Source organism: Amylolactobacillus amylotrophicus DSM 20534, from assembly GCF_001434555.1.
Taxonomy (GTDB): Bacteria; Bacillota; Bacilli; order Lactobacillales; family Lactobacillaceae; genus Amylolactobacillus; species Amylolactobacillus amylophilus.
Genome location: NZ_AZCV01000001.1, coordinates 380,808 through 396,151, shown reverse-complemented (window position 1 = coordinate 396,151; position 15,344 = coordinate 380,808). Strand labels below are relative to the sequence as shown.

15 protein-coding genes are annotated in these 15,344 nt (G+C 36.3%); all 15 read left to right on the top strand.

What is annotated here, in order from left to right; genetic code table 11:
- The first annotated feature begins 14 nt into the window (after positions 1-14).
- The 15 genes from FC62_RS01950 to FC62_RS01880 all read left to right on the top strand — a co-directional run bounded on the left by FC62_RS01950 (position 15) and on the right by FC62_RS01880 (position 15,117).
- A complete protein-coding gene (locus FC62_RS01950; RefSeq protein WP_056946018.1) occupies positions 15-1,073 on the top strand; it encodes a glycosyltransferase family 4 protein in 1,059 nt (352 codons plus the stop codon).
- A 94-nt stretch (positions 1,074-1,167) separates the two neighbouring features.
- On the top strand, positions 1,168-2,454 hold the full coding sequence (locus FC62_RS01945; protein ID WP_056946019.1) for a hypothetical protein: 1,287 nt from the start codon (positions 1,168-1,170) through the stop codon (positions 2,452-2,454).
- 63 nt (positions 2,455-2,517) lie between these two features.
- Complete coding sequence (locus tag FC62_RS01940; RefSeq protein ID WP_236693756.1) at positions 2,518-4,077, top strand: lipopolysaccharide biosynthesis protein; 1,560 nt, start codon at positions 2,518-2,520, stop codon at positions 4,075-4,077.
- A 27-nt stretch (positions 4,078-4,104) separates the two neighbouring features.
- The gene (gene rfbA / locus FC62_RS01935) at positions 4,105-4,980 is read left to right on the top strand and encodes a glucose-1-phosphate thymidylyltransferase RfbA (RefSeq protein ID WP_056946020.1); all 876 of its coding nucleotides are present in this window, start codon (positions 4,105-4,107) and stop codon (positions 4,978-4,980) included.
- A gap of 1 nt (position 4,981) precedes the next feature.
- Complete coding sequence (gene rfbC, locus FC62_RS01930) at positions 4,982-5,554, top strand: dTDP-4-dehydrorhamnose 3,5-epimerase (RefSeq protein ID WP_056946021.1); 573 nt, start codon at positions 4,982-4,984, stop codon at positions 5,552-5,554.
- Between the two features lie 9 nt (positions 5,555-5,563).
- Positions 5,564-6,592: a dTDP-glucose 4,6-dehydratase gene (gene rfbB, locus FC62_RS01925; RefSeq protein ID WP_054746417.1), complete on the top strand. Its 1,029-nt coding sequence runs from the start codon at positions 5,564-5,566 to the stop codon at positions 6,590-6,592.
- 21 nt (positions 6,593-6,613) lie between these two features.
- Positions 6,614-7,453, top strand: coding sequence for a dTDP-4-dehydrorhamnose reductase (rfbD, locus tag FC62_RS01920; protein WP_054746416.1), 840 nt, complete (start codon positions 6,614-6,616; stop codon positions 7,451-7,453).
- Between the two features lie 49 nt (positions 7,454-7,502).
- A complete protein-coding gene (locus FC62_RS01915; protein ID WP_141322549.1) occupies positions 7,503-9,119 on the top strand; it encodes a hypothetical protein in 1,617 nt (538 codons plus the stop codon).
- 133 nt (positions 9,120-9,252) lie between these two features.
- On the top strand, positions 9,253-9,786 hold the full coding sequence (locus tag FC62_RS01910; protein WP_056946023.1) for a hypothetical protein: 534 nt from the start codon (positions 9,253-9,255) through the stop codon (positions 9,784-9,786).
- Positions 9,787-9,896: 110 nt separating this feature from the next.
- The gene (locus FC62_RS01905; protein WP_054746412.1) at positions 9,897-11,048 is read left to right on the top strand and encodes an ImmA/IrrE family metallo-endopeptidase; all 1,152 of its coding nucleotides are present in this window, start codon (positions 9,897-9,899) and stop codon (positions 11,046-11,048) included.
- A gap of 4 nt (positions 11,049-11,052) precedes the next feature.
- Complete coding sequence (locus tag FC62_RS01900; protein WP_056946024.1) at positions 11,053-11,553, top strand: DUF4411 family protein; 501 nt, start codon at positions 11,053-11,055, stop codon at positions 11,551-11,553.
- Positions 11,554-11,898: 345 nt separating this feature from the next.
- Positions 11,899-12,870: a mannose/fructose/sorbose PTS transporter subunit IIA gene (locus FC62_RS01895; protein ID WP_054746410.1), complete on the top strand. Its 972-nt coding sequence runs from the start codon at positions 11,899-11,901 to the stop codon at positions 12,868-12,870.
- A gap of 32 nt (positions 12,871-12,902) precedes the next feature.
- Positions 12,903-13,712 carry a PTS mannose/fructose/sorbose transporter subunit IIC gene (locus FC62_RS01890; RefSeq protein ID WP_056946025.1) on the top strand — a complete coding sequence of 270 codons (810 nt, stop codon included), beginning with the start codon at positions 12,903-12,905 and terminating at the stop codon, positions 13,710-13,712.
- Between the two features lie 18 nt (positions 13,713-13,730).
- Entirely contained in the window at positions 13,731-14,648 is a 918-nt protein-coding gene (locus FC62_RS01885; RefSeq protein WP_056946026.1) for a PTS system mannose/fructose/sorbose family transporter subunit IID, read from the top strand.
- A gap of 88 nt (positions 14,649-14,736) precedes the next feature.
- On the top strand, positions 14,737-15,117 hold the full coding sequence (locus tag FC62_RS01880) for a DUF956 family protein (protein ID WP_056946027.1): 381 nt from the start codon (positions 14,737-14,739) through the stop codon (positions 15,115-15,117).
- The last annotated feature ends 227 nt before the right edge of the window (positions 15,118-15,344 follow it).

The window sequence follows — 15,344 nt, the reverse complement described above, 5'->3', positions numbered from 1 at the left end:
AAGGGATTTAAACTTTGAAAATTAATTTTGTTTTGCCTGAGATACAACAATATCCAATTGGTGGATATAAATTGGTTTATCAATATTCAGATTTTTTTGCCAATTTGGGGCATGATGTTGTTATTTACCACAAATTAAGTAATTCTAATAAACCAATACCTAATTCTATAAGGTCCTTGAAAAGAAAAATTGACTTTGCAAAGAATGAACATAAAGTTGATTGGTTTTTCTTCAACTCTAATGTGAGGTTGATTCCTGGTGTCTATAAAGATGAACATATTAGGGATGCGGATGTTATTATTGCAACAGCAGTCTCAACAGCAGAATTTGTTAGTAGTCTCCCTGCAAAAGCCGGAAGTAAGTATTATTTCATTCAAAATTACGAAAATTGGGGTGGATATACAAATGAAATGGTTGATGCTAGCTATCGATTACCTATGAAAAAAATAGTAATTTCAAACTGGTTGGCGGACTTCGTTGAACAAGCGACTGGTGATCGACCTTATCTTATTCCTAACTTTATTTCCGCGAAAGATTTCTATATATCTAAAACAAAAATGCGAGAAAATATTATTTCTATATTGAACCATCCACAGGAAACGAAGCGTACTGCGTTTGGGTTAAAAATTTTAAGTCAGGTAAAAAAAGAAATCCCAGATTTGCAAGTTAGGCTTTTTGGAGCTTATATGGCACCTAAAGAGGTTCCTAGTTGGGTTACATATTATCATCAGCCGTCGATTGATATTTTAAGAAATAATGTGTATGGATCCTCCAAGATATATTTGATGCCTTCTGTACTTGAAGGATGGGGATTGACTGGTATGGAAGCTATGGCCTGTGGTGCTGTTCCGGTAGCATCTAAATATGGGGGGATGCTAGATTTTATGGCAGACGATATAAATGCAGTTTTAGTAGAAAAAGATAATGAACAATCATTCGTTAAAACAATAATAGATTTGTTACAAGATCCCACAAGGCTATCTAGATTATCAGACAACGCTGTGCAAATCACTTCTAATTTTTCAATCGAAACATCAGCTAATAAATTTCTAAAGATATTAGCATATATTTAAAAAACTTTATTGTAGGTACGGAATTTGAAACATTTCTTAGCCGAAAATCATTCAATATAATTAGAAAAACTGTATTAGTAAAGGAATACTTAATTTGAAATCATTATTTAGCTTTTTAGTAACATTTTTGACCTTATTATTAATGGTACCAGGAACCATTAAGCGTTTATGTTTTCAAGTGGGCATTAATAATAGTACCCTAATTATAAATGGTGTTAGATACCTATTAATTTTATGTTTGATGACAATTCTTTTTTTCTCAGTTTGGTCAAAATTTGGAAAACAACAAAAAAAAAATCTAAATCTTCGATTTATTAACGTATTATTTTTACTTCTCTTAATTTTTCAAATTGTTGGAGGAATAAGTGGTCAAGGACTTTGGATTCGTATAACAGGTTATTTCTTATTCGTAATAGCTTTAATAATATTATGCTTTTCACTCAAGGACTCAACATTCTTTTTTTCGCCTACCGTAATGAATACTACTATTATTTGCTATGCGTTAATCAATGGATTACTAGGAATTGCACAATATTTGACAGGAAGCAGTATTATCTCAGTTATTAATGACTCTGGTATTTCAAATGTCTCTAGTTCACAATTAGATAACGTACAGATATTAGGAATTTTAGCATGGAATGGTGGCCAACGTGCTTTTGGATTTTTAGATTCGGGAATGATTCTAGGAGTATTATTAGTAACAGCATTTGGTATATTATACTATGACGGTATACCGGCTAATAAACATTTGAAATTTTTTTTAGAGTGTATATACGTATTCGCGATTGTCGCGACGCTCACGCGAAATGTATATTTTCTGTTCTTATTAATGTTACTAAGTAAGTTTGTTATTAAAAATGGTAAATTAGTTTTTTTATTTGGACTATTCGTACAGATATTACCGATAGTGTATGTAAATTCATTCAACACATTCAGCTTTCTACAAAGCTCTTTTTTTGGAACACTAAAATCAAGACTAGATGGTATTCTTTTCTTTGAAAATTTTTATCCTTCCTCAACAATCAGAATTTTGTTTGGAAATGGTTATCAATTCGATAATTCATTTAAATTGATTACGGCATATGTTGTTGATAACCAAGGTCTTGCGTTGTATCTTGATATAGGATTATTTGGTACAATTTTAGTCTACTATATATTCTATACACTATTGGCTCATGCGTCAGTAACAAAAATTAATAGTGCAATGTATTCAATGATCATGATCTTCCCTTTTTTTGGACTTGCAAATAATCATTTAGTTTTCTTTTCTGGACTATTAGTATTGCTAGTGATGAGTAGTAAGTACGATGCAGATTCAATAGAAAGAGAAAAAATTCAATTTAATAAAGATTTTAGGAAACCAACTATTGATTTTCCTTAAAATAATCGTTTATAAAATAAAATTATTTGTCTATAATAATTATCTTGAAGGAGTATTATTGGCGTGAAATTGAACAATTTATCAAGGACGAAGGCCTCGGTTGTTAACTCGTCAGTCGCAACTATTGCACAAATAATTCAGTTGATTTTTCAATTTATTGCGCGCTCAGTTTTTATTTATACATTAGGTTCTAAATATTTAGGTTTAAACGGCTTATTTCTTAATGTACTGGGATATTTGAACTTTGCTGAATTAGGAATTGGTAGCGCAATCACATTTTCGTTGTATCGTCCATTAAATAACCACGATGATGTTCAAGTATCGGCCGTTTTACATCTGTTTAGGAAAATATACCATTATATTGCACTTGTTGTACTTGTAGCTGGGTTAGTAATCACACCTTTTGTTCCTCGATTAATTGGTGGTAGCACGAATGGAATTAATGTCAGTATCTCAAAAGCTTTCCTTCTGGCATTATCTAATACTGTACTATCATATTTTACTACATATAAGAGGACACTCCTTATTGCTGATCAAAAAAGTTATGTAAATACTATTAACACTGTGGGATTTAATGTGGCGGGTCAATGTATTCAAATTATACAATTACTTATTTGGAATAATTTCTATGCCTATCTTTTTATTCAGGTCTTAATGATGCTAGCTTCTAATATACGAATTTCGTATGTTGTTGATCATTTTTATCCAACAATTGATTTTAATTCAACTGAAAAGGTTGATCCTAAAGTAATTCAGTATTTGAAAAAAAATATTGTTGGAATGTTTTCTGCCAAGCTTGGTGGCATTCTTGTTACTGGTACAGATAATATTTTGTTATCGTATTATGTAGGATTGATTGCTGTGGGTATGTACTCGAACTATGTCATGATTATTAATGGTTTGACGATGTTAATTAATCAACTTGTTTCAGCGGTATCAGCTTCAATTGGAAACCTAGGTGTTTCAAGAGCAAGTAAGGAGCACCAAGAGAGAATTTTTTATCAGTATTTTATGATAACCAGTCTTATTGCTTTATTAGCTAGTACTGGTTTTTCAGGATTTGCATCTGCATTTGTCAAACTTTGGATTTCTGATAAAATGGTATATTCTTTTTTGCCGCTTACTATTATTTCATTGAATTTCTATTTACAGATGTTACGTCAAAGTATTATTAATTATACAAATGCGTACGGACTTTACTGGTACGAACGTTGGAAAACGCTTTTTGAAGCCGGCGTTAATTTAATAATTTCATGGTATTTGATTAGAAATACAAACTTAGGTATATCTGGAGTTTTACTTGGTACAATTGCTAGTAATTTAATTGTAAATTATATTTGGGAATCACATATTGTTTTGAAATATGGACTTCATACTGAGGAAGGGCGTTTTTTGAGACTTTATGCTGGTTTTATATCTGTTGGATCTATAATAATTGTGGGAACAACGAGTATCATTAATTATTTTGCTGGGCCATACTTATGGCGTAGTATTCTTGTTACTATTTGTGCTGAGATTTTTGCCGTTGTTGCATATACATTAGTCACTATTTTTTTCTATCCGAAAGCAATTGAAAAAATTGATTTCAAACGAATTTTTTGTAACACTTTTAAACATTTTTAAGATTATAATAACGGAGGTATTTTAATCGTGAAAGGTATTATTTTAGCAGGTGGTTCAGGAACACGGCTTTATCCAATTACACGAGCAATTTCTAAGCAATTGATTCCAATTTATGATAAACCAATGATTTACTATCCACTTTCAACATTGATGTTGGCAGGTATTCAAGATATTCTAATTATCTCAACGCCTAAGGATCTTCCAAGATTTGAAGAACTCTTTGATGACGGTTCAGACTGGGGTCTTAATATTTCGTACAAAGTGCAAGAAAAGCCAAACGGTCTTGCTGAAGCTTTTGTCCTAGGTGCTGATTTTATTGGCAACGATTCAGTCTGTTTAATTCTTGGTGACAATATTTTTTACGGTGGTGGACTCTCTAAAATGCTGCAAGATTCTGCTGCTAAAGAGACTGGTGCAACCGTATTTGGTTATCATGTTAATGATCCCGAAAGATTCGGCGTGGTCGATTTCGATGAAAATATGCACGCTAAGTCAATTGTTGAGAAGCCAGAAAATCCTGCAAGTAACTATGCTGTTACTGGTTTATACTTCTATGATAACGACGTGGTTGATATCGCGAAGAATATTCAACCATCTCCACGTGGTGAACTTGAAATTACTGATATTAACCAAGAGTATTTACGTCGAGGACAATTAGACGTTCAATTACTTGGACGTGGTTTTGCTTGGTTAGATACTGGCACTCATGAATCCTTGCAGTCGGCATCAAGCTTTATAGAAGCTATCCAACACCGTCAGAATCTACAGATTTCATGTCTAGAAGAGATTGCCTACAGAATGGGCTACATCACACTCGAAAAGATGGTTGAGTTGGCTCAACCACTTAAGAAAACTGAATACGGTCAGTACTTATTAAAACTAGCAGAACGAGAAGGTAAATAAATTGGTTAAAGTTATTGATACAACATTACAAGACGCAAAGATTATTGAAACAGATGTTTTCGGTGATCACCGTGGATTCTTTACAGAATCATACACGGCTGATAAGTTCCATGAAGCTGGAATCGATATTGATTTTATTCAAGACAATCAATCATTATCTGTTGAACCAGGTGTCTTAAGAGGACTTCACTTTCAACAAGCCCCACATGCTCAAACTAAGTTATTGAGAGCGATTACTGGTGTAATCTACGATGTTATTGTGGATATTCGTGAAGGATCACCAACCTATGGTAAATGGGAAGGATTTATCCTAAGTGAATTTAACCACCGTCAATTACTTGTACCAAAGGGTTTTGCCCACGGATTTGTTACCTTAACACCTAACTGTAATGTTGCCTACAAGTGCGACGGTTATTATGTACCTAATGCCGATGGTGGTATTGCCTTCGATGATCCTGATTTAGCAATTGATTGGCCAATGCCTCTCGAACATTTAGTTCTATCAGATAAGGATAAAAAACATCCTAATCTGAAGGATGCAGACGTTCATTTCGTTTATGGCGGCAATTACTAGGAGGATTTCATGAAGAATATTATTGTTACTGGTGGAGCAGGCTTTATTGGTAGTAACTTTGTTCACTATGTTGTAAACAATCATCCAGAAGTTCATGTGACAGTTTTAGATAAATTAACATACGCAGGTAATCGCGCTAACCTTGCTGGTCTTCCAGAAGATAGAGTAGAACTTGTTGTGGGTGATATCTGTGATGCCGACCTGGTAGATAAACTTGTAAGTAAGGCAGATGCAGTTGTTCATTATGCCGCAGAAAGCCACAATGACAATTCACTTGTTGATCCATCACCATTTATCCAGACGAATATCGTTGGTACTTATACCTTACTTGAAGCTTGTCGTAAGTACGATGTACGTTATCATCACGTTTCAACTGATGAAGTGTATGGAGATCTTCCACTTAGAGAGGACTTACCTGGTCACGGTGAAGGTGAAGGGGAGAAGTTTACTCCTGAATCACGTTATAACCCAAGCAGCCCATACTCATCATCTAAAGCTAGCTCTGATTTGTTAGTACGTGCATGGGGACGTTCTTTCGGACTTAGAGCGACTATTTCAAACTGCTCTAATAACTATGGTCCTTATCAACATATCGAGAAGTTTATTCCACGCCAAGTAACCAATATTTTAAGTGGTATTCGTCCTAAGTTGTATGGTGACGGTAAAAACGTGCGCGATTGGATTCATACCAACGATCACTCTAGTGCTGTTTGGCTTATTCTTACTGAAGGTAAGATTGGTGAGACATATCTTATCGGAGCTGATGGCGAGAAGAATAACAAAGAAGTACTTGAAGCAATTCTTGTGGCAATGGGTCAACCTAAAGATGCTTTTGACCAAGTTAAAGATCGTCCGGGGCACGACTTACGGTATGCAATTGACTCAACCAAACTTCGCACTGAACTTGGTTGGAAACCTGAATTTACCGATTTCGAAACAGGATTACAACACACAATCGATTGGTACACTCAACACGAAGACTGGTGGCAGGACGAGAAAGCTGCAGTTGAGGCTAAGTACGCTAAGAACGGACAATAAGATACAAGGGATGGCCTATTAATGGAAATATTGATTACTGGCGCTAATGGCCAGCTTGGAACGGAACTGAGACATCTACTCGATGAACGTAATGTAGGATACACGTCTGCGGGTTCAAAGGAGTTAGATATTACAGATGCTACTGCAGTTAATGAGTTTTTCGCGGCAAACGAGCCAAAGATTGTTTACCATTGTGCTGCTTACACTGCTGTTGATGCGGCGGAGGAAGAGCCTGGTAAAACACTCGACGAGAAGGTTAACGTTGATGGCACAATAAACATTGCCAAGGCTGCAGAATCTGTTGGAGCAACTCTTGTTTACATCAGTACTGATTATGTTTTTGATGGTACTCGCTCAGAATTGTACTCAGTGGATGACACACCTAATCCTAGAAATGAATATGGTCGTACGAAGTATGAAGGTGAGTTAGCAGTACAAAAGTATGTCTCAAAATACTACATTATTCGAACATCATGGGTGTTCGGAGAATATGGTAAAAATTTCGTTTACACCATGCTTAATCTCGCTAAGACACATGATTATCTGACAGTTGTGAATGATCAAATTGGTCGCCCCACATGGACAAGAACTCTGGCTGAGTTTATGACCCACGTTGTCGATAAGCATTCAGACTATGGTGTTTATCAGCTTTCAAATGATGATTCATGTAGTTGGTATGAATTTGCGAAGGAAATCCTGAAGGATACCAACGTTGAGATAGCGCCTGTTACCTCAGAGGAGTACCCACAGAAGGCTTATCGCCCAAGACACTCCATCATGGATTTAAGCAAAGCAAAGGCAACAGGTTTTGAGATAATCAGCTGGCAAGAGGCTTTGGAAAAGTTTAAAAAGAAGATATAGAGATAAAAACACACTAGAGGATAGTGTGTTTTTTAGTAAGGTTAGGATTATGAAGAACAAAGTTTATATGTGGTTTGGTAAGTATCGAAATTTGAAGAATAATTTTTTAAAATTGTTGATCAGAGTTAAAAATAAAACAAATCATTTTGCTAAGCTAAATCCCAAATGCTTATGGTGTATTTGCATACTATTATTGTGTTTTGTGACTGTGCGGTTTTATAAAATACTTAATCTGCTTATTAGTGAGTACGTCTCTTTCAGTGGTATGGGTATATTTGCAGGTTTGATATTGGCTATGTTGTTTCCGGTAGTTACAGCAGTTTATGAATCGGTTAATGACGATGAATTTAATCGTACAATTATTGGTATTAAACTGTTTAACATACAATTTCTTTATACCGGTCTACTGATTATTGGTTTACCATTCATATTTTGGAAGATTACTATAGCTAGATTGTTCTTATTCACTTTATATTTAGTAGGATGCTGCTACTTTTTAAATATCATAATTCGTGCGTATAAATGGAACAATGATTGGGATGAAAATCCAAACGATGGAATAAGAACCATTTGGCGTGATGAAGTATTGGAAATGTCAAAATTAAGTTCAACCAAAAGAATTGTACTTTGGCAAAGTTACCTTTTTGAAATCGTCAGGAAGGAACTTAATCAATTGAGTAGAGTTTGGCTTCAACATTTTGATTCACTTTATAAAGATGAAAAGATCGATAGATACCAGGTATCTGACATCACCATTGGATTCTGGAATAAGAATAGAAATAAGTTGCAATTTCGTTTCGAATACGACTTCATATCAATGGCTATTCAAATATATCTTTACGACTTGAACTCAACCGGGATTAACAAAAGTGGTTCAATTTGGCTAAAATTTTTGAAGGAAGAATATGGAAATTTTTCAAATAAGCAATTTTTGTTAGATGATTATTCTCGAGCATTAGTTGATCAAATAAAAAATTCTCCTCAACAAAAAGGGCTAGAGGAGATAACTGGTATATTATTCAAATTGTTGTATAGGCATTATTCAGATAATATCGGTTTTGTTTATTTTCCAAACAACTGGAAAATATCATCTGAAACCCTCCTCAATAATTCTAGAGATGGTTTTGTACAAAGAGTGTTTCTTCAAAATTTTTTTGAAAAGACTTATATTACGCTAGTTCGTGATGACAAAAATCAATCACAGGTTCTTGCTAGTCTAAATTACTTATCATTTGAAATTTTTAGAGGAATAGATTCCATTTATTTCGGATATTTGTTTGAAATATTCATGTGTGTTTATAACTATGAAGTAAGTACTAATAAAGAAATACTTGATTTGTTGATGAAACGTAGAATTTTTGGTGTCAGTCAGTTTGATGATGGGGTAATGAAGCCGATTTCTGAAAGACAATTAAAAACTAATATGATAAACAATCGTATATTGAGAAGAGAGGAAAGCTTTAAAATCATTAATCTATATATTAATGACCAGAATTTATTTTCAGATAGACCAGAAAAGACTAGTAAATTAATACAATTACTAGAAAAGCTGAATCTTGAGCAGATTGATGATGAAAATGAGAAGGAATTCATCCGACAGAGACGGGATGATTGGCTTAAGATACTCAATTTATCGTTTGAGACTACTGAAAAGATTAAAAAGTAAGCTTAGACTATTATCCTATATAATTCGAAAAGTTATATCCATCTACATAAATAACGTTATAATTACATTGTAATTTAATTATTACGTTTTTTTAAAAGTAGTCAAGTATATATCGAATAGGAGAGTGAGTAATATGTGGGACTTTTTAGGTAATTTGTTGGGAGCCTTACTAGGAACGGGACTTGCGTTCTACTTAGGTACTATTTCAGAGAAGAAATCAAGAAACAATCAACAAAAGGAGAAGTTAAAACGATTAAAGAATGAAATAAGTAGAAGTATTTATGTAATGAGTGATACCGACTTAAGTCCGGCTCATTTTATTGTTAATGCTCCAAAAATAGGAATATTAGTGAAGGATATGCAGTCAAAATTCAATGAAATTGAATCTTCCAATAATACTTTTGCAGATGAACTAATTATTTCTAATTTTTCCTTCGAAGGCCAACAGGAATCATGGCTCGAATTTAGAAATCAATATATTTCTAAATTTATGAGTTCTTGTGAAAAATACTTTAATTCTGTCAACAGATCTAAGTCAATTAAAGATCCTGTGGAGTCGAAAAAAATCGTAGATGAATCGGCAACTGCACTGTGTGGTGCAAAAAAAAATCTAAATAAGAAACTTGATAAATATCTGGAATCTTTGAAATTTATTGATAATTTATAAACAAAATTTTTAAAATTAGCATATTTCGCGTGTTCTGAATATATTGATAGTAATCAGCCTTTGCGAAGCATATACTTACCTTAATTAGGAATGGTAGGAGGTGAATAATCATGGCAGAGACATATAGAGTCCCAGTTAATTGGGATGTTGTTAAATGGGCAATCGAAAATGGTGAGAAGAGCTACACGGAGTTGAAAAACAAGTTCAGGTTAGATTCTTGGATGTCGCCGAAGTCTGATCGTGATTATCCAACCTTCAAACAGTTGCAGGAATTTAGCAAAGATACTAGAACTCCATTTAGCTACCTTTTTAAAGATAAAGTTCCAGTCGAGGAACATGAATTTGTCAAATACCGTACAATTGATAATTCATCTGTAAAGCCTAGTCGTAAACTCATTGATACAATCTATGCAATGCAAATTAGACAAACTTGGATGAAAGACTATCTTCAAAGTGAAACGCTCACTGCGTCTTTTAAATACTTACATTTTATTAAGCTGGGTACAGATCCAGAAGAGGTAGCAGATAAGATAACCAAGATTTTAGGTTTACCAGAGGGTAAGAAACGATACTCATTGGATTCTGGGCGATACTTTAATTTGCTACGAAATAGTATCAGCAAACTTGATATTATGGTAATGCAGAATGGCATAGTAGGATTAAATACCCACAGAGTGTTAGAGGTTGAGGAATTCAGAGCATTTGCACTGATTGATGATACAGTACCATTGATATTCCTAAATGGCGCGGACAGCAAGACAGCTAAGATATTTAGTCTAATACACGAACTTGTGCATGTGTTACTGGGAGAAAATGAAGTACTCAATGTCGGACTCGATGTTGATATCGCTCAAGAACGTTGGATTAATTCTGTGACTGCAAATATCTTACTACCTAGAAAAGAATTTTTGGCAAGTCTGAATGACGAGGAATCTGCCGAGGATAATCTTGTAGGACTTTCTAGAAAATTTAATACTAGCCTTTTAGCAACTGCAATTAGAGCAAGAGAACTTCATATTTATGGAGATTCGTTGATTGGTTGGGCAAAGGAACTACAAGAAAATAATATGGTAATCAAAAATAAACCTAAAAGAGGAAATTTCTACAATAATGTAGCATCCAAAGTGGATCCGTACTTTGCAAATGCTGTAATCAGTGAAGAATCTAGTGGACGATTGGGATTGAGTGAGGCAGCAGAGTTGATTGGGACATCACTAAAAACGTATAAGCTGACTGCGGATAAAATTTTAGGATTGGAGTAATCGGATGGAATATTTACTAGATTCAAATTCCCTTTTTGATGCTCATGAGAAATGGTATCAACCACAAGTATTTAATTCACTATGGGATTTTATTGGCAGTAAAGACTGTATTAAGATGGGACAGTTTGTATTTGAAGAGGTTCAGTATCCTGAAGATTTAGTTAACTGGACTAAGAATTCGTTTAAAACAAGATTACTTATACCCGATGCTTCAGTTGTCAATGAATACAACAAAGTAATGGATTGGATAAAACAGAGTGGCTATTGGGCTACAAGCGGGATTGCTGAATGGGAGATAGTCGAAAAAGCAGATCCTTGGCTAATTGCTACTGCAATGGCGAAAAACCTCACAATAGTTACTTTGGATGGGATAGGTAGATCTTTGTTGCCACAAGTTGGTATGAAGGTGAAAAAAGAACCGAAGATAGTTGCAGTAGCTCAGCATTTTAACGTGAAGACAATTGCAATATATGATCTTCTTGAGGTATTACACTATTCCGCATAGGTTAACCATCCACTTTCCTTGATCCACATCAATTACTAACCACGAGCACCCCATAATCCACCAATAATTAACGTTCTCGTCCGCGATGAGGACGTTATTTTTATATAATACTCCATATTATACTTAATATACTAATTATTTATCTAACCAGACCAATACCGAAGATAAGCGCTTACATCACTAGTTAATTAATCATTATTTATTATAACAATTAAACGTTATTAAAAAACGAAGTTATACTTGCTTTTATAAGCCGCACTTTTAATTGCACATCGCAAAAAACTAAATTATAATGGGGTAGACGCAGAGTGAAAGCGTACACAGTTTATAAAAGGAGGAGAAAAAATGGTCGGAATCATTTTAGCGAGCCACGGTGAGTTTGCCAAAGGCATCTTGCAGTCTGGCTCCATGATTTTCGGTGAACAGGAAAAAGTACAAGCCGTTACTTTTATGCCTAATGAAGGCCCTGATGATCTGAAAGCACACCTCGAAGCGGCTATTGCTAGCTTTGAACCGGATGATGAAGTACTTTTTCTCGTGGATTTATGGGGTGGATCTCCATTCAACCAAAGTAATGGGATCTTTGAACAACACAAGGATAAGATGGCCATCGTGACCGGATTAAACTTGCCAATGCTGATTGAAACATATTCAGCGAGAATGACGATGAACACAGCGAAGGAGATTGCTGCTCACGTCACAGTGGAGGGTAGAAACGGTGTGAAGGTTAAGCCTGAAGACCTCGAGCCTAAGGCTGCAGCACCTGCTGCTACCAAGAAGGCCGCTACCGGTGGTAAGCCTGGTAAGATGAGTTATGCACTTGCCAGAATTGACTCACGTCTCTTGCATGGACAAGTTGCCACAACTTGGACTAAAACGACTGGTGCAACACGGATTATCGTTGTTTCAGATGCCGTTGCTAAGGACGAGTTAAGAAAGAACTTGATCAAGCAGGCTGCTCCAATGGGTGTAACAGCGCACGTTGTGCCTATGGCACAAATGCTGAAACTTGCACAAGATGACAAACACTTCGGTGGCGAACGTGTTCTGCTCTTGTTCGAGAACCCAGAGGATGCATTGACTGCAATCGAGGGTGGCGTGGACTTGAAGTCCGTTAACGTTGGTTCGATGGCGCACTCAGTTGGTAAAGTTCAACCAAACACAGTGCTTGCTTTTGACCAAACAGACGTTGACACATTCCGCAAGATGGAAGAGATGGGTGTCAAGCTTGATGTCAGAAAGGTGCCAAGTGATTCAGCCGCTAATATGGATGATATCTTGAAGAAGGCACAAGCTGAACTCGACAAGCAAAAATAATTTGTCAGGAGACAATTGGAGGATAAATAATTATGGATTTAAACGCAATTCAAATTATCTTAGTCATTCTCGTTGCGTTTCTTGCTGGTATGGAAGGTATTCTTGATGAATTCCACTTCCACCAACCAGTAATTGCGTGTACGTTAATCGGCTTAGTAACAGGTCAATTAATCCCTTGTTTAATCTTGGGTGGTAGCTTACAAATGATCGCTCTTGGCTGGGCAAACATTGGTGCTGCCGTTGCTCCCGATGCTGCTTTAGCATCAGTTGCATCTGCTATTATCTTGGTCCTTGGTGGTCAAGGTGAGAAGGGTGTCCAAACTGCTATTGGTATCGCTATTCCTTTGGCTGTTGCTGGACTATTACTTACTACTATCGTCCGTACTTTAACCACTGGTGTTGTGCACATCATGGATAAGGCTGCTGAAGAAGGTAGTTTCCGGAAAATCGAAATTTGGCAATTAATCGCGATTGCTATGCAAGGTATCCGTATTGCTATTCCTGCAGGTTTGATTCTTGCAATCGGTGCTGGCCCTGTTAGCTCAGCATTGAACGCAATGCCTGCATGGTTGACTGACGGTCTTGCCGTTGGTGGTGGTATGGTTGTTGCCGTAGGTTACGCAATGGTTATCAACATGATGGCTAACCGTGAAGTATGGCCATTCTTTATCATTGGTTTCGCTTTAGCAACAGTTACAGATCTTACTCTTATCGCTCTTGGTGCAATCGGTGTGTCTCTTGCCTTGATTTACTTGGCATTGCAAGGCAGAGGCGGTTCATCAGACAACAGCGCAGCTGCTAACACAGGTGACCCAGTTGGCGATATCATAGACAATTACTAGGATGAAAGGAGAATAACAATGGCTGATAACAAAAGAATTACTTTAACCAAAAAAGACAGAATTTCAGTTTGGTTGCGTTCGAATTTCATTCAAGGTTCTTGGAACTATGAAAGAATGCAAAACGGTGGTTGGGCATACTCAATGATCCCAGCACTTAAAAAGCTGTACAAGACTAAAGAAGACCGTGCCGCTGCTTTGAAGCGTCACCTTGAGTTCTTCAATACTCACCCATACTTAGCATCACCTATCATCGGTGTTACACTTGCCCTTGAAGAAGATCGTGCTAATGGTGCACCTATCGATGATGTTACTATCCAAGGTGTTAAGGTTGGTATGATGGGACCTCTTGCTGGTATTGGTGATCCCGTATTCTGGTTCACTGTAAAGCCAATCATTGGTGCTCTTGCAGCAACAATGGCTATGAGTGGTAACATCTTAGGACCTATCTTGTACTTCGTTCTTTGGAACGTTATTCGTTTAGGTTTCATGTGGTACACACAAGAATTTGGCTACAAAGCCGGTTCACGTATCTCAGAAGATTTATCTGGTAACTTACTCCAAAACGTTACTAAGGGAGCTTCAATCCTTGGTATGTTTATCCTTGGTTCACTGGTTAACCGTTGGGTTTCAGTTAACTTCACTCCAGTTATCTCAACTTCGCCTTTGGCAAAGGGAGCTTACATCGAGTGGGATAAACTTCCAAAGGGTGCAGCTGGTATTAAACAAGCCTTAGAGCAACAAGCTGCAGGCCTTTCACTCGGTTCAGATAAAGTTACAACCTTGCAAGAAAACTTGAACTCATTGATTCCAGGTTTCGCAGGATTACTTTTAACTTTATTCTGCATGTGGTTACTGAAGAAGAATGTTTCACCTATCGTGATCATTCTTGGACTATTCGTAGTCGGTATCGTTCTTCACGTATTGCACGTAATGTAATTCTAGATTAATCAACAACTTGAAGATTGCCTTTTGGTGCGATAACATTAGCACGTAGGCAATCTTCTTTTTTTGAAAAGGATAGACAATGGTTCAATCAATAAACACCAAAGTAGATTTAGTTGAAAAGGCGACATCCCATACGGCAATTGCTGAATATGGCAAGATTATGATTGGTGATAAGGGATTCGAGTTCTTCAACGATAAGAACGTCCAGAAATACATTCAGATTCCGTGGGATGAAGTTGATCTAGTCATCGCTTCGATTCTGTTCAAGGGTAAATACATTCCTAGATACGCATTGAAGACGAAGAGTAGTGGTACATACAATTTCTCTTCAAAGGACCCAAAGAAAGTGCTGCGTGCAATTCGCGAGTACATTCCAGCAGACCGAATCGTTCGTTCACTCAGCTTCTTTCAGGTGCTGAAGCGCGGTTTGAAGAATATTTTCATGGGAAAAAGAAAGTAGTGACAAAAGATGGTTAGCTTCTGAGCACTTACGATGACACTAAAGCGTGGAACGCTTGAAGTGGCAAGTAAGGCGGAGGAAGTTATCTTTTGAAACACAGTTAAGAAAGTAGTGACAAAAGATGGTTAGCTTCTGAGCACTTACGATGACACTAAAGCGTGGAACGCTTGAAGTGGCAAGTAAGGCGGAGGAAGTTATCTTTTGAAACACAGTTAAGAAAGTAGTGG